At 72.2% G+C, this 21300-nt stretch carries 16 protein-coding genes; 8 read left to right on the top strand and 8 right to left on the bottom strand.

Going from position 1 to position 21300, the window contains the following annotated elements; all coding sequences use genetic code 11:
• Positions 1–15 precede the first annotated feature (15 nt).
• The 4 genes from FYW95_RS12825 to FYW95_RS12810 all read left to right on the top strand — a co-directional run bounded on the left by FYW95_RS12825 (position 16) and on the right by FYW95_RS12810 (position 4798).
• The gene (locus tag FYW95_RS12825; RefSeq protein WP_159942724.1) at positions 16–2496 is read left to right on the top strand and encodes a DNA gyrase/topoisomerase IV subunit A; all 2481 of its coding nucleotides are present in this window, start codon (positions 16–18) and stop codon (positions 2494–2496) included.
• Positions 2497–2574: 78 nt separating this feature from the next.
• Positions 2575–3102, top strand: a complete 528-nt coding sequence (locus FYW95_RS12820) for a beta-class carbonic anhydrase (RefSeq protein WP_159942725.1) — start codon at positions 2575–2577, stop codon at positions 3100–3102.
• Positions 3103–3268: 166 nt separating this feature from the next.
• Positions 3269–3595 carry a tetratricopeptide repeat protein gene (locus FYW95_RS12815; protein ID WP_159942726.1) on the top strand — a complete coding sequence of 109 codons (327 nt, stop codon included), beginning with the start codon at positions 3269–3271 and terminating at the stop codon, positions 3593–3595.
• A 66-nt stretch (positions 3596–3661) separates the two neighbouring features.
• A complete protein-coding gene (locus FYW95_RS12810; protein WP_159942727.1) occupies positions 3662–4798 on the top strand; it encodes an L-cysteine desulfhydrase Cds1 in 1137 nt (378 codons plus the stop codon).
• A gap of 8 nt (positions 4799–4806) precedes the next feature.
• Here the strand turns inward: FYW95_RS12810 and FYW95_RS12805 are convergent, their stop codons facing one another.
• Positions 4807–6912 (bottom strand): DNA gyrase/topoisomerase IV subunit B, encoded by a 2106-nt coding sequence (locus FYW95_RS12805; RefSeq protein ID WP_159942728.1) that lies wholly within the window; start codon positions 6910–6912, stop codon positions 4807–4809.
• A 375-nt stretch (positions 6913–7287) separates the two neighbouring features.
• Between FYW95_RS12805 and FYW95_RS12800 the strand changes: the two genes are divergently transcribed.
• Positions 7288–7506: a DUF7455 domain-containing protein gene (locus FYW95_RS12800; protein WP_013154321.1), complete on the top strand. Its 219-nt coding sequence runs from the start codon at positions 7288–7290 to the stop codon at positions 7504–7506.
• Positions 7507–7601: 95 nt separating this feature from the next.
• Here the strand turns inward: FYW95_RS12800 and FYW95_RS12795 are convergent, their stop codons facing one another.
• On the bottom strand, positions 7602–8255 hold the full coding sequence (locus tag FYW95_RS12795; RefSeq protein ID WP_159942729.1) for a GNAT family N-acetyltransferase: 654 nt from the start codon (positions 8253–8255) through the stop codon (positions 7602–7604).
• A 121-nt stretch (positions 8256–8376) separates the two neighbouring features.
• Here FYW95_RS12795 and yaaA point away from each other — a divergent pair, with 121 nt between their 5' ends.
• Positions 8377–9123 (top strand): peroxide stress protein YaaA, encoded by a 747-nt coding sequence (yaaA, locus tag FYW95_RS12790; RefSeq protein WP_159942730.1) that lies wholly within the window; start codon positions 8377–8379, stop codon positions 9121–9123.
• Positions 9124–9456: 333 nt separating this feature from the next.
• Here the strand turns inward: yaaA and FYW95_RS12785 are convergent, their stop codons facing one another.
• Both FYW95_RS12785 and FYW95_RS12780 read right to left on the bottom strand, forming a co-directional pair.
• Positions 9457–11031 carry an RNA polymerase sigma factor gene (locus FYW95_RS12785; protein ID WP_370462386.1) on the bottom strand — a complete coding sequence of 525 codons (1575 nt, stop codon included), beginning with the start codon at positions 11029–11031 and terminating at the stop codon, positions 9457–9459.
• A gap of 429 nt (positions 11032–11460) precedes the next feature.
• Positions 11461–13545 (bottom strand): SpoIIE family protein phosphatase, encoded by a 2085-nt coding sequence (locus FYW95_RS12780; protein WP_159942732.1) that lies wholly within the window; start codon positions 13543–13545, stop codon positions 11461–11463.
• Between the two features lie 595 nt (positions 13546–14140).
• On the opposite strand from FYW95_RS12780, the gene FYW95_RS12775 reads away from it, so the two are divergent.
• Complete coding sequence (locus FYW95_RS12775; RefSeq protein ID WP_159942733.1) at positions 14141–14428, top strand: hypothetical protein; 288 nt, start codon at positions 14141–14143, stop codon at positions 14426–14428.
• A 177-nt stretch (positions 14429–14605) separates the two neighbouring features.
• Positions 14606–16222 (top strand): hypothetical protein, encoded by a 1617-nt coding sequence (locus FYW95_RS12770; protein ID WP_160050372.1) that lies wholly within the window; start codon positions 14606–14608, stop codon positions 16220–16222.
• Between the two features lie 11 nt (positions 16223–16233).
• Here the strand turns inward: FYW95_RS12770 and FYW95_RS12765 are convergent, their stop codons facing one another.
• The 4 genes from FYW95_RS12765 to FYW95_RS12750 all read right to left on the bottom strand — a co-directional run bounded on the left by FYW95_RS12765 (position 16234) and on the right by FYW95_RS12750 (position 21226).
• Entirely contained in the window at positions 16234–17031 is a 798-nt protein-coding gene (locus FYW95_RS12765) for a tyrosine-protein phosphatase (protein WP_160050368.1), read from the bottom strand.
• A 65-nt stretch (positions 17032–17096) separates the two neighbouring features.
• Complete coding sequence (locus FYW95_RS12760) at positions 17097–17831, bottom strand: nucleotidyltransferase family protein (protein WP_159942735.1); 735 nt, start codon at positions 17829–17831, stop codon at positions 17097–17099.
• Between the two features lie 68 nt (positions 17832–17899).
• Positions 17900–20362, bottom strand: coding sequence for an AAA family ATPase (locus FYW95_RS12755; RefSeq protein WP_159942736.1), 2463 nt, complete (start codon positions 20360–20362; stop codon positions 17900–17902).
• A 174-nt stretch (positions 20363–20536) separates the two neighbouring features.
• A complete protein-coding gene (locus tag FYW95_RS12750) occupies positions 20537–21226 on the bottom strand; it encodes a ribonuclease HII (RefSeq protein ID WP_159942737.1) in 690 nt (229 codons plus the stop codon).
• Positions 21227–21300: the final 74 nt, after the last annotated feature.

The raw sequence follows: 21300 nt of genomic DNA, 5'->3' as shown, positions 1-21300 counted from the left end.
GCCAGAATTACGGACATGGCCCGTACTACTTCCCGTCCCCCCGAGGATCTCGCCGAGAAGATCATCGACATCGACGTCTCCGAGGAGATGCGCGGCAGCTTCCTGGAGTACGCCTACTCGGTCATCTACCAACGCGCCCTCCCGGACGCGCGCGACGGTATGAAACCCGTGCAGCGGCGCATCCTGTACCAGATGAACGAGATGGGGCTGCGACACGACCGCGGCCACGTCAAGTGCGCCCGTGTGGTCGGGGAAGTGATGGGACGCCTCCACCCCCACGGCGACAGCGCCATCTACGACGCGCTCGTGCGGCTGAGCCAGTCCTTCGCCATGCGCGTGCCCCTGGTCGACGGCCACGGCAACTTCGGCTCCCTGGGCGGCGACGACGCGCCCGCCGCCATGCGCTACACCGAGGCCCGCCTGGACCGCGCCGCCGAACTGCTGGTCGCCTCCATCGACGAGAACGTCGTCGACTTTAAACCCAACTACGACGGCCAGGAGACCGAACCGGAGGTCCTGCCCGCCGCCTTCCCGAACCTCCTGGTCAACGGCGCCTCGGGCATCGCGGTGGGCATGGCCACCAACATGGCCCCGCACAACCTGGGCGAGGTCATCGCGGCCGCCCGCCACCTGGTCGCCCACCCCGAGGCCACCCTGGAGGAGCTCACCGAGTTCGTTCCCGGGCCCGACCTGCCCACCGGCGGCACCATCGTGGGCCTGGACGGCATCCGCGACGCCTACCGGACCGGCCGGGGCACGTTCAAGACGCGCGCCACCGTCTCCATCGAGAAGGTCTCCGCGCGGCGCACCGGCCTGGTGGTCACCGAGCTGCCCTACAGCGTGGGCCCGGAGAAGGTCATCAGCCGCATCAAGGAGCTGGTGCAGTCCAAGAAGCTCCAGGGCATCTCGGACCTGAAGGACCTCACCGACCGCAACCAGGGCCTGCGCCTGGTCATCGAGCTCAAGAACGGCTTCAACCCCGAGGCCGTCCTGGAGGAGCTGTACCGCCTGACGCCGATGGAGGAGTCCTTCGGCATCAACAACGTCGCCCTCGTCGACGGCCAGCCCCAGACCCTGGGCCTGCGCGAGCTCCTCGAGGTCTACGTCAACCACCGCCTCGACGTGGTGCGCCGACGCAGCGAGTTCCGCCGGGCCAAGCGCCAGGAGCGCCTGCACCTGGTGGACGGCCTGCTCGTGGCGCTGCTGGACATCGACCGCGTCATCGCCCTGATCCGCGAGGCCGACGACACCGCCGCCGCGCGCGAGGCCCTCATGGGCGCCTACGACCTGTCCGACGTCCAGGCCAGGTACATCCTGGAGACCCCGCTGCGCCGCCTGACCCGCTTCGACCGGCTGGAGCTGGAGACCGAGCGGGACAAGCTCAACCAGGAGGTCGAGGCGCTCACCGCGGTCCTGGAGTCGGACAAGAAGCTGCGCCGCCTGGTCTCCAAGGAACTGGGCGAGGTCTCCAAGCAGTTCGCCACCCCCCGCCGCACCCAGCTGCGCGAGAGCGACGGCGCCGCCCGCAGCGCGGTGATCCCGCTGGAGATGGCCGACCAGCCCTGCCACGTGCTCATGGGCGTGGACGGCGCGATCGGCCGCAGCAGGGGCGCCACCGTGCCGCGGGTGTACGAGGGCCTGCGCACCCGGCACGACGCGGTCCACGTGTCCGTGCCCACCACCTCGCGCTCGGACGTCGGCCTGGTCACCGACCTGGGGCGGATGATCCGCGTGCCGGTGGTGGAGCTGCCGGAGCTGCCCGACGAGGCCGGGGACTCCCCGCCGCTGGCCTCGGGCCTGGACGTGGGCGAGTTCGTCCAGCTCGACGGGGACGAACGGGTGGTCTCGGTGGTGTCGATGGACGCCTCGGGCCCCGGCTTCGTCGTGGGGACGCGCGGCGGCGTGGTCAAGCGGGTCTCCCCGGACTATCCGCCCAACAAGGACGACTTCGAGGTCATCACCCTGAGGGACGACGACCGCGTCGTGGGCGTCACCCAGCTGTCCACGGGTGAGGAGGACCTCGCCTTCGTCACCTCCGAGGCCCAGTTGCTGCGCTTCTCCGCGACCACCGTCCGCCCCCAGGGCCGGCCGGCGGGGGGCGTGACCGGCATCCGCCTGTCGGAGGAGGCGCGGGTGCTGTGGTTCGGCGCGGTGCCCAGCCCCCGGGACTCGGTGGTGGTCACCGTCTCCGGGTCCTCCGGCGCCCTGGACGGCACCCAGGCGGGTTCGGCCAAGGTCACGCCGTTCGAGGCCTACCCGGCCAAGGGCCGCGCCACCGGCGGCGTGCGCTGCCACCGCTACCTCAAGGGCGAGGACACGCTGCTGTTCGGCTGGATCGGCCGCTCCCCCGCCCGCGCCGCGCGCGCCGACGGCAAGCCGGTCCGTCTGCCGGACCTCAACGACCGCCGGGACGGGTCGGGTGAGACCCTCCCGCGCGCGATCGTTACCGTAGGTAGTGGTCAGACCGACTCGGGGATCACCCCTCCCCAGGTCTGAGACCTTCGAACCCGCGCCGCGCCCACCGGATCCCCGGTGCGCGCGGCGCCGGCGAGCACGGACAAGGAGCGACTCCACGTGAGTGACACCAGCGGCGCCACCTCCACAGGTGCCTTCGACGCGTTCTTCAAGGCCAACGAGGCCTACGCCGAGTCCTTCCGACTGGGTGGCCTCAAGGGTGAGGCCGCCCGCGGCCTGGCCCTGGTGACCTGCATGGACTCCCGTATCGACCCCCTGGCCGTCCTGGGCCTGGAGCCGGGCGACGCCAAGATCATGCGCAACGCGGGCGCGCGCGTGGACGACACCGTCCTGATGAACCTGGTGGCGGCGGCCTACCTGCTCAAGGTGGACCGGGTGCTGGTCATGCCGCACACGCGCTGCAAGATGGCCTCGGTGGACAGCGACACGGTGGTCCACGACCTCATCGAGGAGCAGCACGGGGTCGACACCCGCAGTCTGGACTTCCACACCGCCAGCGACCAGATGGGGGCGCTGCGGCGGGGCCTGGAGCGCATCCGCCGCCACCCGCTGCTGCCCGAGGGCCTGGCGGTGGCGGGCGCCCTCTACGACGTGGACACCGGCCGGGTGAAGCCCGTCGACCTGTGACCGCGGGCCTCTGACACGTGTGCGACGCGCACGGCCGGGGATCCCTTCAGGAGGAGCGGGGACGGCACGTGGTCACACGAGGCCGTCTCCGCCCCACCAGGGAATGCGGTCGGCACCCCGGCCGTTGTGATCCGGGACGGCCCCCGCGGCCGTCGGAAGGAGCACCGTGGAAGAGAACACCTACGACACCTTCAACCGCGCACGCATGTTCATGGAGCTGGGCGACCCCATCTACGCCGCCCGGACCCTGGAACCCATCGTCGAGCACGAACCCGACAGCCGCTCCCTGCTGGAACTGCTGGGCCGGGCCTACTTCCACTCCGCCCAGCTCAACAAGGCCGAGCGGACCTTCCGCAGGATCATCGAGCTGGACCCGGTGGACAACTGGGCGCACATCGCGCTGGCCCGCACGCTGGAGCGCCAGAGCCGCCACGAGGAGGCGGCCACCTACCGGCGCATGCACGCGGTGATGTCCGGCGGTTCGCTGGACTGACGCCGCCTGTGAGGCCGGGCCCCGCGGGACCCGGCTTCCCGCCCGGCGGACCGTAAGCTACCTGGCATGGAACCCTCACCCACCGAGCCGGGCGACGACAACCCGTGGGTGGACCGCTGCGACGACAGGGTCCGCTCCTGGAGCGACGAGGCGGTGCGCCGGGTCGTGGCCGACGCCAACCGCTCCGCCGACACCCACCTGCACGTGTTCCCCCTGCCACCGGAGTGGGGGATCGACCTCTACCTCAAGGACGAGTCGGTCCACCCCACCGGCAGCCTCAAGCACCGGCTGGCGCGCTCCCTGTTCCTGTACGGCCTGGCCAACGGGTGGATCCGGGAGGACACCACGATCGTGGAGGCCAGCTCGGGGTCCACGGCGGTGTCGGAGGCCTACTTCGCACAGCTGGTGGGGCTGGACTTCATCACCGTGATCCCCCGTAGGACGAGCCCGGAGAAGATCGCCCTCATCGAGCGCTACGGGGGGCGGTGCCACTTCGTGGACAGCCCTCCCGCCATGTACGCCGAGGCCGAGCGCCTGGCCGCCGAGACCGGCGGCCACTACATGGACCAGTTCACCTACGCCGAGCGGGCCACGGACTGGCGGGGCAACAACAACATCGCCGAGTCGATCTTCGAGCAGCTCAGCCTGGAGCGCCACCCCTGTCCCGCGTGGATCGTGGTGGGTGCGGGCACCGGCGGCACCTCCGCCACCATCGGCCGCTACCTGCGCTACCGGCGCATGGGCACCCGTCTGGCGGTGGTGGATCCGGAGAACTCGGCGTTCTTCCCCGGCTGGGTGACCGGCGCGGCCGACTACGCCACGGGCACACCCTCCCGGATCGAGGGGATCGGGCGCCCCCGCATGGAGCCGAGCTTCGTTCCCTCGGTGATCGACCTGATGATGCCGGTGCCCGACGCCGCGAGCATCGCCGCGATGCGGCACCTGCACGACGTCACCGGGCTGGCGGCGGGGGGATCCACGGGCACCAACCTGTGGGGGGTCTGGCACCTGATCGCCAGGATGCGCCGCGAGGGCCGCCGGGGCAGCGTGGTGACCCTGATCTGCGACGGCGGCGAGCGCTACCAGCACAGCTACTACAACGACGCCTGGGTCGCGGAGAGGGGCCTGGACCCCGCCCCCTACCGCGCGGCCATCGACCGCTTCCTCGGCGAGGGGGTCTGGGCTCCGCCCCAGACCCCCTGAGGGGCCGCTCAGGCGTCGATGCGGGCCACGTCCAGCTCCTGGGCGCCCTCCTGGATGAAGCGGCGGCGGGGGGCCACCTCGTTGCCCATCAGCAGGTTGAACACCGCGGCGGCCTCCTCGGCCTGCTCGACGCGGATCCGGCGCAGGGTGCGGTAGCGCGGGTCCATGGTGGTCTCGGCCAGCTGGTCGGCGTCCATCTCGCCCAGGCCCTTGTACCGCTGCACCGGCTCCTTCCAGGAGATCTTGCGCTTCTCCAGGTCCAGCAGGGTGCGGCTGAGCTCGGCGTCGGAGTAGGTGTAGATGTAGCGGTCCTCGGGCTTGCTGCCGCGCTTGCGCCGGGTGTTGGTCAGCTCGATGCGGTGCAGCGGCGGAACGGCCGCGTAGACCCGTCCGGCCTCCAGCATGGGGCGCATGTACCGGTAGATGAGGGTGAGCAGCAGGCAGCGGATGTGCGCGCCGTCCACGTCGGCGTCGGCCATGAGGATGATCCGGCCGTAGCGGGCGGCGTCGATGTCGAAGGTGCGCCCGGAACCGGCGCCGACCACCTGCAGGATGGCCGCGCACTCGGCGTTCTTGAGCATGTCGGCCACGGAGGACTTCTGCACGTTGAGGATCTTGCCCCGGATCGGCAGCAGCGCCTGGAACTCCGAGTCGCGGGCCAGCTTGGCGGTGCCCAGCGCGGAGTCGCCCTCGACGATGAACAGCTCGCTGTGCTCCAGCCCCTCGCTGCGGCAGTCCACCAGCTTGGCGGGCAGCGCGGAGTTCTCCAGGGCGTTCTTGCGCCGCTGGGTCTCGCGCTGCTGGCGGGCGGCCAGGCGGGCCTTGGCGGCGCCGACGACCTTCTCCAGGACCGCGCGGGCCTTGGCCTTCTCCACCTTCCTGGTGGAGGTCAGGAATTCGCGCAGCTCCTTACCGACCACCTGGGAGACGATCCGGGCCGCCGCCGAGGTGCCCAGGATCTCCTTGGTCTGGCCCTCGAACTGCGGCTCGGGCAGCCGGACCGTGACGACCGCGGTGAGCCCCTCCTGGGTGTCGTCCTTGGTGACGGGGTCGTCGCTGTTCCTGAGCAGCTTGGTGGTGCGCAGCTGCTCGTTGATCACCCGCACCAGGGCCCGTTCGAAGCCGTTGATGTGGGTTCCGCCCTTGGGCGTGGCGATGACGTTGACGAAGCTGCGCACGGTGGTGTCGTAGCCGGTGCCCCAGCGCAGGGCCACGTCCACGTCCAGGCGCCGCTCGACGTCGGCGGGCACCATGTGCCCGGCCTCGTCCAGGACGGGGACGGTCTCGGTGAAGTTGCCGCTGCCCTGGATGCGCAGCACGTCGCTGACCGGGTCGTCGGGGGCCAGGAAGGTGCAGAACTCGCTGATGCCGCCGTCGAAGCGGAACTCCTCCTCGTAGGCGGGCTCCCCCTCCGTGCGCTCGTCGCGCACGGCGATGGTCAGCCCCGGCACCAGGAAGGCGGTCTGGCGGGCCCGGTCCAGCAGGGACTCACGGGCGATCTCGGCGCCCTTGAGGAAGATCTGCATGTCCGGCCAGAACCGGATGCGGGTACCGGTGATCTTGCGGGCCACCTTGCGGATCTGGTCCAGGCCGGAGACCGGGGTGAACTCGGCGTCGGGTCCCTCTCCGGAGAAGCGGCCCGGCATGCCCCGGCGGAAGCTCATGGCGTGGGTGTGGCCCTGGCGGTCGACCTCCACGTCCACGCGGGCCGAGAGGGCGTTGACCACGGAGGCGCCCACGCCGTGCAGGCCGCCGGAGGCGGTGTAGGAGCCCGAGCCGAACTTGCCGCCCGCGTGCAGCTTGGTCATGACCAGCTCCACACCGGACAGGCCGGACTTGGGCTCGACGTCCACGGGGATGCCGCGGCCGTCGTCGCTCACCGCCACCGACCCGTCGGCGTGGAGGGTGACGTCGATCCGCGTGCAGAAGCCGCCCAGGGCCTCGTCCACGGAGTTGTCGATGATCTCCCACATGCAGTGGGTGAGGCCGCGGCTGTCGGTGGACCCGATGTACATGCCCGGCCGTTTGCGCACCGCCTCAAGACCTTCGAGGACCGACAGGTGTCGGGCGGAGTAATCCTCGGGGTCGTGGACGGCTGCGGTCAAGGCGGTCACTCGGACATCTCCTGCGTCTTGAGGGCCATCGGGGCGCTGATGCGGTGCGTGCCCTTTGTACCGCGCCGCACTGACGTTAGGGGGGCGGCGTGCCGGTCGCTTGCTACCACCGGGGACTCAGCGGGAGGACGGGGGCCTGCCCCGCGCGAGACTACCACCTCTGGTGGATGCGACCTGGATACTCCCCTTTTCCGGGGATGCGAGCCTTCTCAACGGGTACAACAAGGAGCACATACGACGTCGAGCCAGAAACTCCCCATCCCGGCATCAACCAGGCAGATTCCGCTGTCGGCGTACACGGACCCGGGTTGGGAACGTCTTGGTCGGGTTAGATGTTGTCAGAGGTGACTAACGCCGAGTATTGAGGATGGCGAAGTGACTGGAACCCTTGCCCCCACCCAGCCGCTGACGGCTGCTGACCGCTGCGACCGCTGTGGTGCACAGGCGTACGTCCGGGTGCTGCTGAACTCAGGCGGTGAACTCCTGTTCTGCGCACACCACATGCGCAAGCACGACGACTCTCTCCGCAAGATCGCCTCGGACATCCAGGACGAGACCGACAAGCTCACCGAGAGCAAGACGGACGAGCGTTAGCCACACGAACGGACACGGAGGCGGCGGTCCACGCGACCGCCGCCTCCGTGCTGTCCGGGGCCGTCCGTGCGGGCTCCGGCCGGAGCCCGGCCCGTTCAGGCAAGGACCCGGCTGTGGTACCGCGAGACCTGGGTGAACCCGAAGCGCTCGTAGAGCCGCAGCGCCGGGGCGTTGTCGGCCACCACGCACAGGTAGGCCCGCCTGGCCCCCCTCCCGTGCGCCCAGTCGAGCAGGTCGGCCAGCAGCGCGCCCGCCGTGCCCCGGCCACGCGCGTGCGGTTCGGTGAACATGGCGCACACCGCCACCGACTCCCCGTCCAGCACCGCGGCGCCCCGGCTCAGGCCCCGCGCGGCCGTGCCGTAGCCGGTGTCCACCCGGGAGAGGATGCGCGTGACGTCCCGGGACTCCCAGACGGGCCCCGGGACGGCGGCGACCTCGGAGGTGCCCGGCGCCCCGGGAGGCGCGTCGAGGCCGCGGGCCAGGACCAGTGTGGGCTCCACCACCGCGTACCCGTGCTCGGCCAGGCGCCGGTCGGTCTCCTCCTGCCCGGGCCACACCTGTACGCACGGGCGCAGTCCGCGCCCGGTGTAGACCGAGGTGACCTCGGCCACGTCCGCGCCGGGCTCCAGCAGCAGCGCGCAGTTGGCGCGCTTGGTGATCCCCTCGGCGAACCCGAACCGCCAGCCGCCGCGCTCCTCGACCTCGAACGGCGGCCAGTCCCGCGTCACCCGCCGCGCCCACTCGTGCATGCCCGCTCCCCTCGCCTCCGAAGCGGCCGATGCTACCCGGCGGACTCACGGGAGCCGCCGCCGCCCCGGTCGCCGTACCATGGGCGGGCACCACCACCGCCTCCACCTGGGAAGTCCCACCATGCTCATCCTGCTGCCGCCGTCCGAGGGAAAGGCCACCTCCGGGGAGGGGCCGCGCCTGGACACGGGCGCGCTGACCCTGCCCGACCTGGCCGGGGCCCGCGGACGGGTGATGGCGGCGCTGACCGACCTGTGCGCGGGCCCCGCGGACACCGCGATGGACACCCTGGGCATCGGCCCCGGCCAGGCCGACGCGCTCAAGCGCAACCTGGACCTGGCCACCGCCCCCGCCCCGCGCGCCGCGGACCTGTACACGGGCGTGCTCTACGACCGGCTGGGCCTGGCCGACCTGCCCGGGGCCGACGGGCGCGTCCTGATCTTCTCCGGCCTGTGGGGCGTGGTCGGCCCCGAGGACCGGATCCCGCCCTACCGCCTGTCCATGGGGGTCAGGCTGCCGCCCCTGGGCGGTCTGGGCGCCTACTGGAAGCGCGCCCTGGCCGCGCCCCTGGGCGAACTGACCGGGGGGCGCCTGGTCGTCGACTGCCGCTCGGCGGTCTACGCCGCCGCCTTCGCCCCGGCCAACGGCGTCACCGTCAGGGTGCTGCGCGAACGCCTCGTGGACGGGTCGGTCAAGCGCTCGGTGGTCAGCCACATGGCCAAGGCCACGCGGGGCGAGATCGCCCGGTCCCTGCTGCTGGAGGGTGTGGACGCCGCCACGCCCGAGGAGCTCGCGTCCGCCCTGCGCGACCTGGGGCACACCGTCGAGCTGCCCGACCCGCGCACCCTGAACGTCGTCGTCCGCGACTGAGCGGGCCCGCACCGCCGGGCGGGCACGCACGCGGAGGGGGAGCGGCCTGTGGCCGCTCCCCCTCCGTATAACGACTCGGTATCGCGTCTTTATCCCGCACCTACAGCGGGTGCGGCACGATGGTCACCGTCGGATGGATGACACACCGTCCCGGAGCACCACGGGGGATGCTCCGGTACACGCGGACGTCGCCACAGCCGCGCGCACCACGGGGAACCCGTTCCCGGCGCGCCGCTCCGCCACCAGTGCGGGGCGGTGCGCCGGGAACAGGTCCGGTCCTCATCAGTCCCCGGCCGGCGTTCGGGCCACCGGCCGGTCGACCACCCGGCAGGACTAGTCCAGGTAGTCGCGGAGCACCTGCGAACGCGAGGGGTGACGGAGCTTGGACATCGTCTTGCTCTCGATCTGCCGGATGCGCTCGCGGGTGACCCCGTAGACCTTGCCGATCTCGTCTAAAGTCTTCGGCTGGCCGTCGGTGAGTCCGAAGCGCATGGACACCACGCCCGCCTCGCGCTCGGACAGCGTGTCCAGCACCGAGTGCAGCTGCTCCTGCAACAGCGTGAAGCTGACCGCCTCGCCCGGCTGGATGGCCTCGGAGTCCTCGATGAGGTCACCGAACTCGCTGTCGCCGTCCTCGCCCAGCGGAGTGTGCAGGGAGATCGGCTCGCGACCGTACTTCTGCACCTCGACGACCTTCTCGGGGGTCATGTCGAGTTCCTTGGCCAGCTCCTCCGGGGTGGGCTCGCGGCCCAGGTCCTGGAGCATCTGGCGCTGCACGCGGGCCAGCTTGTTGATGACCTCGACCATGTGCACCGGGATGCGGATGGTGCGCGCCTGGTCGGCCATGGCGCGGGTGATCGCCTGGCGGATCCACCACGTGGCGTAGGTCGAGAACTTGAAGCCCTTGGTGTAGTCGAACTTCTCCACCGCGCGGATCAGACCGAGGTTGCCCTCCTGGATGAGGTCCAGGAACAGCATGCCGCGGCCGGTGTAGCGCTTGGCCAGCGATACCACCAGGCGGAGGTTGGCCTCCAGCAGGTGCTTCTTGGCCCGTCCGCCGTCCTCGGCGATCCACTCCAGCTCGTCGCGCAGCTCGAAGGAGAGCGTGTCGGCCTCCTCGGCCAGCTTCTCCTCGGCGAACAGGCCGGCCTCGATGCGCTTGGCGAGCTCGACCTCCTGCTCGGCGTTGAGCAGCGGGACCTTGCCGATCTGCTTGAGGTAGTCCTTGACCGGGTCGGCGGTCGCACCGGCCGCGACGACCTGCGCCGCGGGGGCGTCGTCGTCATCGTCGTAGAGGACGAAGGACTCGTCCTCGTTGGCGGGCTTGGTGGGAGCGCCCACGGCCTCCGGCTTGGCGGGCTTGGTGTCCTTGTCCGACGGGTCCGGGGTGTCCTCGACCAGCTCCAGCTCGGCGCCGGTGTGCTCGAGGTCGTCCAGGACCTCCTCGTCCTCGGGGAAGTCGCCCTCGGGGGCGAGTTCGAGGTCCTTCTTGACCGTCGCCTTCTTGCCGGGGGCGGCCTTGGCGGCCGGGCCCTTGGCGGCGGTGGCGGTCTTCTTGGCCGCGGTCTTCTTCGGGGCGGCCTTCTTGGCGGCGGCGGTCTTCTTGGCCGCGGCCTTGCGGGGCGCCTTCCTGCCAGCGCCCTCGTCCTCGGCGGAGTCGACCACCGCGGTCACCGTCTCCGGCTGCTCCTGGGCCGCCGCGGCGCGCGCGGGCCTGGCCGCCCTGGTGGACGACGTGGTGGACCTGGTCGAGGTGGACCGCGTGGTCGCCGTCTTGCGCCGCGGCGTCTTGCGCCGGGAGGAGGCCGACTCGGGGACGAGCACGGTCACGCCTTCCTTCGCGAGGCTGCGGAGCACGGACTGCGCCTGCGACATCGGGATTTCGGCCTCTTCGAAGGCACGGCGCACGTCCTCGGGCTCAAGGAAGCCCTGGGACCGCCCACGCTCGATCAGCTGCTGAATGACGGGCTCTTGCAGTGACTCGGACTGCTTCGAGCGAGTCGAACTGGCAGATGACACAAACACCTCTCGAACGGACGTGTGGCGAGATTGTCGAACCCGGTGGTCCGCCTGGCCGGGACCGGGCACGGCGCCCTCTCCCACCTGCGGCCTGGATCGTCCCCCACTGGGGCGGGGAAGCCGTTGGTCTTTTCAGCGTATGCGCTTGTCGGAGGATTCGCCCCTTCAAGCGTATGCGCCCCGGGAGGTCATCCCCGCAGAGGATCACCCCCGCGTCGCGGGGTGGAACGGCTTCTTCACTGTAGGCAAGGCAATGGACTTGTTCGTACGGTCTGATTTCGGTCTACCGCCGGTCCACCGCTCCGCCACGAACCGGTGTCACCGCTCCGGTGCCGCGTCGATCACCGGAAGTTGAACGGCGAGCAGCGTGACGTCATCGTCCTGCTCATACCCATCGAGCATGCTCTCAACAAGGTACTCCAGCATTTGCTGTGGATCGCCCATCACCTCCGCGGGAGCCGACGCCACACGGACGAGCTCGACGAGCCCCGAGTCGACGGACCGTTTGCGGTTCTCAACCAGTCCATCGGAGTAGAGCACGACGGTGTTACCGGGTTGGACGAAGAATTTGTGGTGGCCCCGCTCGGCGCTGACGCCGAGCGGCGTGTCGGGGTCGGTCTCCAGCAGGGACGGCCCCGCGCTGCCCGCCACGACCAGCGGCGGCAGGTGTCCCGCGTTGCTGAGGTCGAGCTGGCCGGTGACCGGGTCCAACACGAAGTACACGAGGGTGGTCACCTGGTCCATTCCCTCCGTGGCCGTGAACATCCGGTCCAGCCCGGCCAGGACGTCGGCGGGCTCGGGCATGGAGAAGGCCAGCGCGCGCAGGGCGTTGCGGATGCGGCTCATCCCGGCGGCGGCCGGGATGCCCTTGCCCATGACGTCGCCCAGGACCCCGGCGACGCGGCCGTCGGGCAGCGGGAAGGCGTCGTACCAGTCGCCGCCGACCTGCACGTTGCGCGAACCGGACCGGTAGTAGGCGGCCAGGCGCACCCCGCGCACCTGCGGCAGCGCCTCGGGCAGCAGGCTGCGCTGCAGTTCCTCGGCGGTGTTGTGCTCCTGCTCGTAGAGCGTGGCCCGGCCGATGGCCAGCGCGCACTGCCCGGCCAGGGCCTCCAGGAACACGCGCTCCTCGTCGGTCACCCGTCGCGGCGCCGAGAAGGCGAAGCGCAGCGCGCCGATGGGGCGTCCGGCGACCAGCATGGGCAGCGCGACCCAGGCGCGCTCCGGTGTGGCCTCCAGCAGCTCACGGACCTCGGGGGCGTCGTCGAGCAGCTCCGCCAGCTCGGCCGGGTTGGCGGCCAGGCGGGGCAGGCGGTCGGCGATCGCCCGGGCCGCGATGTCGGGGTGGTCCGGCGGGAAGCACGCGCGCGGCAGCTGGTGGGCGTGTTCGGCGGCGATGGTGCGCAGCCGCAGGCGGGCGCGGTCCAGCAGGACCACGCTCGTGTGGTCGGCGCCCACGCCCGAGCGCCCGATCTCGGACATGGCGTTGACGACCTCGGCGGCGGTCAGCGCCTCGGCCAGGTCGGAGGTGGCCTTCTGCAGGCGGGCGGTGCGCATGGCCGCCTCGCTGAGCTGCTGGTTCAGGCGCTGGCGCAGTTCCTCGGCCTCGCGCTCGTTGGTGATGTCGACCAGGGTGCCGACCCACTCGGCGGTACGGGGGCCGTCCATGATCGGGTGGGCGCGGGCCCGGTAGTGGCCGTAGCCGCCCGAGCAGGTGCGCATCCGGAAGATGGCGTCGAAGGGGGTGACGTCCAGGACCGCGTCGTCCCAGGCGTTGCCGACGCGGACGCGGTCGTCGGGGTGCAGGGCCTCCAGCCAGCCCCGGCCCAGGTAGTGCTCCCGGTCCTGACCGGTGACGGCCCGCCACTGGGGGCAGTCCTCGTGGATGTCGCCGCCGGGTCCGGCGGTCCACACGATCTGGTTGGCCGCCTGGAGCAGGGCGCGCAGGCGCTGCTCGTCGCGGCGGGCCGCGGTTCCGTCGTGCACGACCTCGCGTCCGGCTCCCCGGCCGACGTCGTGGACGGCGATGAGGGCGACGTAGGAGTCGCCGGTGCCGGGCTCGGCGACGGGGAACCATGTCAGGTCCCACAGCTGCCCGGCGGAGGTGCGGTGGCCCTCGCGCACGGCGCGGCCGTCCTGGCGCACGCTGGCCAGGCAGGCGCGGTGGACGGCCGCGGCGGCCGTCTCCCCGTCCTCCTCCAGCAGGTCACCGGGGGCTCTGCCGAGGCACTCGGCGGGGGTGCGGCCCAGGACCGCGGCCAGCCGCTGGTTGATCGTGCTGACCACGTCGTCGGGGTCCAGCAGCGCGAATCCGATCGGGGAGTCCGAGAGAAGGGATTTCACCGCGTCGGGGAGTTCGGCCCCGTTGACCCGGGGCGGCGGAATGGATGTCTCGGCGCTCACCTGCTCGACACCTCCGGAACCGTCGATTCCCCATCCGTGTTTCGTTGGGGGTGCTGCCTGGATCGCGCGGCCCCTGTCGACCACGCGCACCGTCCGCGGCGTGAATACCGGAGAGTCAACGGTGCCTAGGGTGATCGGGGGGCTCCGCGGCTCTCGGGAGTCACGCTCGAGAACTCCTCTCGGCCGCTGTCACCGCTCAAGCATAGGACACACGGGTCCGGGCGCAACGGGCGTCGCGGGCGGGCGGGGGCCGCGACGGCGGAGAGCCCCCTGGGGGCGGAAGGTAAACAGTAGGCCACCAGGTGGCCGGACGCGACGCCTCCGCGGTTTTCCGGCGCGTTTCCGGCTCATTCACGGCTCTACTCCTTCATGACGGGTTTGCGCTGCGCACTTCGGAACAGGAACGTTATATGCCCGAAACGCCCTTTTCGCCTTGTTGACCTGCGGTGATGGTGGTGTTCGAGTAAACGATGCTTCCCGGAGGTTTTATCAACAGCGTGCCGGGACAGGGGTTGACACTCCGTCCAAAACAAGTGGAATGGGTGGAGGTCACCGTCCAGGCCATCTTCAGCTTCAGCTAGGGGTGTGAGCGAGAATGCTCCAGACCTTCCCGGTCCAGGATCTCAGGCGGATCTCGGCACGACTGCACGACGAGTTCAGCGCCTTGTCCCATCGCTGTGTCGAACGCTGCGTCAGCGACACCTGGAACTGCGTCGAGCACCTGGGCATCACGGTCACACCGCATCTCGTCGAGCGGGTCGCCCGTGAGCACCTGGAGGCGATGGTGAACTCCGTGCCGCCCTCGCAGTCGGTCCGCAAGGCACCGCGCAGGTCGGGTCCCACGCTGTTCACCGGCCACCGCGCCGTGGCCGAGCAGCGCTGAACCGGCCGGCACCGCCCGGGGCGCCGGTCCGGTGGCGGCGCCCCGGGCGCCGGCGGTCGGCACGGCGCCCTACCCGGACCCTTCCGACGCCGTTTCCACGCCCCGGGCTGGCATACGCTCGGAATCGTGTCCACCCCGATGCCTCCAGGTCCCCTGCCGCGCGCCGTCTTCGACGAGATGCTGCGCGCGGCCCGAGCACTGCTCGCCATGCGCCACCCCCTCGACGCCGAACTCGCCTTCAGCGAGATGCTCGGCGCCTGGTGGGGTGAGCGGATCCCGGGCCTGGACGTCCAGCGCCTGCTCGGCGAGGGCCTGATCGCGCACGCCACGGCCTCCGGCAAGCCCGCCGGGCTCGCGGTGCTCGCGGCGGTCGCCGCCCTGGGCGCCACGCCCGAGCAGCGCGCACTGGCCGAACAGGGGGTGCTCGCGCTCCGCGAGCGGGGTCTGCAGGTGCCCGGGTGGGCCGACCAGCTCGGCGCGGTCACCCCGGTGGCCGCCTACGTCAGCGGCGACCAGTTCGGCGACACCGACGACGTGGTGTGCGTCTTCAGCCGCGACCGCGACCGCGTCGGCGATCCGGGCTCGCTGCCGCCCGAGCACGCGCTGATCCTGGTCGTGGACCACAACGGCGGCGGCGTGCTGCGCGACGCCTGGGTGACCACCAAGGTCGAGCAGCTGCTGGAGCAGTGCCGCCAGCGGGCGGAGGCCGACGACTTCGCCCGCTTCTCCCGCGTGGAGCCGGCCGAGGCCCGCGCGCTGCTGTCCCGGGCGCTGGAGCGCACCGAGCAGGTGGTCACCGGAGCCTCCGCCGATCCGGCCGCGGGTCCGACGGTGCGGCCGGTGGGGCTCAAGGCCGCGGACCTGACCGGTGGCTCGCTGGCCGCCCACTTCGCCCTGGCCCGCGCCCGGGTGCGGAGGCTGCCGGTCCCTCCGGACGGGGTGGAGCCCTCCCCCGTCCCGGTCTGGCGCCTGGACCGGCGCGCGGTGCTGGCCGCCCGCTTCCTGGCCTCGGACGAGGCGGCCGAACTCTCCGACTCCTACGCCGCCAGCCGCTGCACCGACCACATCATCGCGCACGGCTGCGACGTGGACAGCGGCCGGCCGATGCGCGTCAGCCCGCGCAAGGTGGAGTCCTTCCTGCTGCACTGGCTGCCCGGCCGGGTGGTGCTGCTGCCCGAGGAGCAGGAGGCCATGCCGCACGTGCTGGCGGCCTGGGTGCGCTGGGCCGGCGCGCGGAGCAGCCTGCCGGAGGTGGCCGTGGGGGCGACGCTGGACGCGGTGTGGGAGTCCACCGCCGAGTTCCACCGCGTCTACCGCGACCCGGCGCGCCCGCTGGGACTGCGCCAGGAGGCGGTGCGCCGGCTCCTGCCGGACGGCGACTTCGCCGCGCTGGCACGGCGGATGTTCGCCTTCCCGCTGCTGGCGAGCGAACTGGTGACGTGGGCGCCCGAGGAGTTCGACCCGGGCACGTCCCGGGGCAGACGGGCGCTGCTGAGACTGGACCACTACGGCGAGTACGAGGCCGCCATCCCGTACAACGGGCGGCACTCCAGCGGCCAGGACCGCTGGTACCGGCCGGTGACCGGGAACGACCCCCGGCGCGAGAGGGAGCTGGACCGCCACGAGCGCCTGGCCAGGCGCCTGTGGCACGGACGGCCCGCGAACCTGTGGGCGGCGGCGCGCCGGATGCTGGACCGGGGAATGGACCGGCCCACGGTCCTGGCCGCGCTGGGGGAGGTGCTCGACTCCGCCCAGGGTGAGAGCGACCTGCGCCGCCGCCTGGACGCCCTGTAGGGCGGCCCCGCTCAGACCAGGAGGCGCTCGCGCAGCCGCTCCACGGTGGCCTCGGACAGCTTCAGCCCGTCGGCGACGTAGTTGTCGAAGGACCCGTAGACCTCGTCGATGTGGGCGTAGGACGTGTCCAGGTACTCGGCGCGCACACGCGTCATCGGCGCGAGCTGCTCCCAGTCCAGCCCGCTGTTGCGGGCCAGGGCCCGCATCCACTTGTCGGTGTTGGCCTGGCGCTCGTTGCTGGCCAGGTAGTCGGCGACGACGGTCGCCCTGTCGGCGCCCAGCAGCTGGAGGATGAGCGCGGCGCCCCAACCGGTGCGGTCCTTGCCCGCGCTGCAGTGGAAGACCAGGGCGGTCGGCCCCTTGGCCGCGCGCTCGACCAGGTCGCGGTAGCCGGTGAGCGCCTCGGCGTCGGTGACCAGCTCTCGGTAGACCTGGTGCATGAAGCGCTCGGCCGCCCCGTCGGCGAACATGCTCCGGGCCTTCTCCGGGTCGGCGAGGGACAGCGAGAAGTTGGCCCCCGCCGCCTCGGGGTCCTGCACGGCCACGGCCGCGTACTCGGCGCCCTCGGGCGTGATGTCGGGCAGGGACTGGCGCTCGTGCGGGGTGCGCAGGTCGACGAGCTGGCGGATGCCCAGGCCCTCGTAGACCGGGAGTTCGTCGGCGTCGATGGAGTGCAGGGCGTCGGAACGGTACACGAGGCCGCGGCGAACGGTGTGGCCCGTGGCCGTGCGGAGGCCGCCGAGGTCGCGGAAGTTGGGGGCGCTGGAGAGGAGAAAACCGTCGTTCGTCACGACCGTGACGATACCCATCCCATCCAGGCCCCGACAGACGGCGTCCGTCCTTCCGGGAAACAGGGGTCGGGCATACGCCCCGTTCAGGCGCCCCCGCGCATGGCGGTGATCCGCTCCCCCGCCTCCTTGACGTCCTTGGCGGTGTCCACGCCGCGCCAGAACCCGTCGATGCGGTAGGCGGTCAGACGCCCTTCCTTGGCCAGGTCCGGGAAGGTGGAGGACTCGTGGTCGCCCTTGGTCGGCAGTAGCGGGGTGACGCCGGGCTCGAACAGGTACACGCCCGCGTTGATCCACACCGGCAGCAGGGGGCTCTGGGTGAAGCCCTCGATCCGGTCCTGCTCGTCGACGTCCACGATGCCCCAGGTCGTGCGGAACTGGGCCAGTGCCAGGGTGGCCAGACCGCCCCGCTCGCGGTGGCGGGCGGTCATCTCGTCCAGCGGGAACCAGGTGAGCACGTCGCCGTTGAGCGCGAAGTAGGGGGCCTCCTGGTCACGCAGGCCGGTGGAGGCGAAGCGCAGGGCGCCGCCGCGGCCGAGCGGCTCGTCCTCCACCAGCAGGGTGATCTCCGGTCCGCCCCGGCGCGCCTCCAGGTGTTCGCGCAGCACCTCGGCCTTGTAGCCGCAGGAGACGACGACCTGTTCGACGCCGTGGTCGGTGAGCCACTCCAGCTGGTAGTCGATGATGGGGCGTCCCGCCACCTCCACCATCGCCTTGGGGCGGGTGTCGGTGTAGGGGCGCAGCCGCGTGGCCTGTCCGCCGGCGAGGATCAGCGCCTGGGTGACGGGGGACGCGGAGGAGGAAGTGGGTGAAGCGGTCATGGGTCGGACACTAGCAGCAGGCCGCGGGCCCCCTTCCGGGCGGAGCGGAGGTCCGGGGCGGGCACGGCTCAGGTCTGCTGGGTGGCCTCGGAGTAGGCCTTGCGTACGTCCGCGCTGGTCACCACGGTGAGCTCGGCGGCGGTCGCGGCCTCGCCCACCTCCCGGGACACCCGCAGGTCGCGGTGGGAGCACGCCTTCTCGAACAGGGAGCGGGCGAAGCGGCCGTTGCCCAGCTCGTCGATCCACCCGGCCTCGCACACGTGCGTGAAGATGCTGTGCAGGTCCTCGCGCGCGGTCGCGTCGAAGGCGTCCCCCGTGCGGGCGGCCACCGCGTCGGCGATCCGGGTGAGCTCGTCGGGGGTGTAGGAGGGGAAGCGCACCCGCACGTTGAACCGCGAGGACAGCCCCGCGTTGGAGGCCAGGAAGCGCTCCATCTCCGCCGGGTACCCGGCGAGCACCACCACGAGCCGGGACCGGTCGTCCTCGGCCCGCTTGAGCAGGGTCTGGATGGCCTCCGCGCCGAACGCGTCGCCGCCGCTGTAGCCCGGGTTGACCAGCGAGTAGGCCTCGTCGACGAACAGGACCCCGCCCAGGGCCCGGTCCACGAGCCGGTTGGTCTTGACCGCGGTGGCGCCCAGGTGCTCGCCCACCAGGTCGGCGCGCTGGGCCTCGACCACGTCGGCGCGGCCCAGCAGCCCCAGGGCGGCGAAGACCCGGCCGAGCACGCGCGCGACGGTGGTCTTGCCGGTGCCGGGCGGTCCGGTGAACACGAAGTGCCGCAGGGGCGCCTGGTTGCGCAGCCCCTGCTCCTCGCGCAGCTTGGCCACCCGCAGCTGGGCCACGATGGAGCGCACCTGTTCCTTGACCGGTTCCAGGCCGATCATGGCGTCGAGTTCGGCCAGGGCCTCCTCGATCCCCGGCGCCTCGCCGAATCCGGGCAGGCGCGAGGTCAGCTCGCGGTAGGCGGCCTCGACGTCGGCGGCCCGGACGGTGATGAGGTCCTCGGCCTCGGGCCGGGGCGCGGGCTCGCCTCCGTCCGCCCCGGCGGTGACCACGCGCACGTCCCGCGCCTGGGCGGCCTTGTCCACCACCGAGCGGGCGAAGCGGCCGTTGCCCAGCTCGTCGACCACCTCGCGCTGGACCACCTGGTCGAATCTTCGCCGCAGCGTCCGGGCGGCGTCCTCCTCCAGGATGTCGCCGCGCTGGCGGACGAGGGACTCGGCGATGCGGAACAGCTCGTCGGCCGAGTAGCTGGGGAAGTGGATGCGGGTGGCGAAGCGCGAGGCCAGGCCGGGGTTGGAGGCGAGGAAGGAGTCCATCTCCTTCTCGTAGCCCGCCAGGACGATGACGAGCCGGTCGCGGTCGTCCTCGGCCCGCTTGAGCAGGGTCTGCACGGCCTCGTTGCCGAACCGGTCGGCCTGGCCGTCTCCCTCGTTGACCAGGGAGTAGGCCTCGTCGACGAACAGCACGCCGCCGAGCGCGCGGTCGATGAGCTCGTTGGTCTTGATCGCGGTGGCGCCCAGGTACTCCCCCACCAGGTCCGCGCGCTGGGCCTCCACGACGCGGGCGGTGGGCAGCAGGCCGAAGGAGTGGAAGATCGTGGCCAGGGTGCGGGCGACGCTGGTCTTTCCCGTACCGGGCGGACCGGAGAAGACCAGGTGGCGCAGAGGGCGTTCGACCGGGAAGCCCGCGTCGGCGCGCAGGCGGGCGGCCTCGATGGAGGCGGCGATCCCGCGCACCTGCTGCTTGACCGGGTCCAGCCCGATCATGTCCTCCAGTTCGGCCAGGGCCTGGTCGATGGGGACGGGTTCGTCGTCGGGCACCTGCTCCGAGGAGGGGCGGGCGGCGCGCGGCCCGGCCTCGGCCCGCCCGCGCAGGGGCTGGGCGCGCCCCGCCACCGCGCCGGGGGCGTCGGGCCCCGTGCGGCGGGAGACGGGCATGGCCTGGGCGGCCTCGCGCCGGTTGGCCTCGCCGTCCCGGGTGATCTGGCGGGAGGCGGACAGCCGCCACACCAGGCAGGCCCCCGCGGCGGCGTAGAGCAGTGCGATGCCCCAGGAGGCCTCGAAGGACGCCAGGACCAGTCCGACCAGGGCGAGGGAGAAACCCGAGACGAGCCCCGCGGTGAGCGCGAGCGCGGCGGTGTGCCAGACCGGGAACTCGCGGGCCCGGGTGGCTGCCAGTACCACGAGCACCGGCAGGGGCAGGACCAGCAGTGTGACGGGTTCGCCGGTGAGCGGGATCTGGAACAGCGGGACGGCCACGGCCAGCCACACCACGCACACCACCACGGTGACGAAGGCGTCGACCGAGCGCATGAGGGCGGCCGCGGCCACCAGCAGGACCAGGGTCCCGGAGATCGCGGCCAGGAGCGGGACGCCCGCGACCAGGGCGGTGACGGCTACCACGGTGACCAGGACCAGGGCCGCGGCGAGCCGTCGGCCGAGGGGCATCCGGTGGTAGAGGACGCGCAGGCGGTCCAGTCCCGAGGCGCGTTGCGGCTCCGCCGCGGCGGAGCTCATCTCGCGCGTCATCCATGCCCCTTCCTGCGTGGGGGTCCGTGGGCGGTCGGCTTTCCTGGCCGTCGGGGGTGCGGGGGAGCCGGGGGGACCGGCGTCCACAGCCACAGCCTTGCCCCAAGTGGGGCCGATGTCCAGTGCGGGGCGGCGTGTCGCGCTCCGGCGGGCGGGCGGGGGCGTGGCCCGGGGTCAGAGGAGGGGGAGCTGCCCGTCGGGACCGGGACGGGCCTTGCGCAGGTGCCGCCACCTCGGCAGGGCGTCGAGGTAGGCCCAGCTCATGCGGTGGTGCGGGGTGGGGCCGGACTCGGCGAGGGCGGCGCGGTGGACGGGGGAGGGGTATCCGGCCGCGCGCTCGAACCCGTAGCCGGGGTGGTCGGCGGCCAGCTCGGCCATGCGGGCGTCGCGGTGGACCTTGGCCAGGACCGCCGCCGCGGCGACGCTGACGCACGTCAGGTCGCCCTTGACCTGGGTGCGCACCCGCCAGGGGCTGCCGATGAAGTCGTGCCTGCCGTCGAGGATGACGGCGTCGGGGCGTACGGTGAGCGCCTCCAGGGCGCGACGGGAGGCGCGGCGCAGGGCCTCGGTCATGCCGACCTCGTCGATCTCCTCGGGCGGGGACCAGCCGAAGGCGTGGTCGGCGACCCAGGGGCGCAGCAGCTCGGCCAGCGCGCGGCGGCGCGGCGGGGTCAGTCGCTTGGAGTCGGTGAGCCCGGCGGGCGGCTCGCCCTCCCCGGAGACGGCGGCGCAGACCAGCAGGGGGCCGGCCCAGGCGCCGCGCCCGACCTCGTCCACACCGGCGACCACCCGTGCCCCCGAGGCACGGAGTTCGTCCTCCAGCTCGTAGGTGGGCGGTGTGACTGCTGTGGAAGTGGTCGGCACACCCCCACCCTACGGCGGTCAGCGCTCCGGACGCACCGCCCCGGGTTCGCGGGGGCACGGGGTCCGCCGCCAGT

Source organism: Nocardiopsis sp. FR4 (assembly GCF_009830945.1).
Taxonomy (GTDB): Bacteria; Actinomycetota; Actinomycetes; order Streptosporangiales; family Streptosporangiaceae; genus Nocardiopsis.
This window is presented reverse-complemented; position numbering and strand designations above follow the sequence as displayed.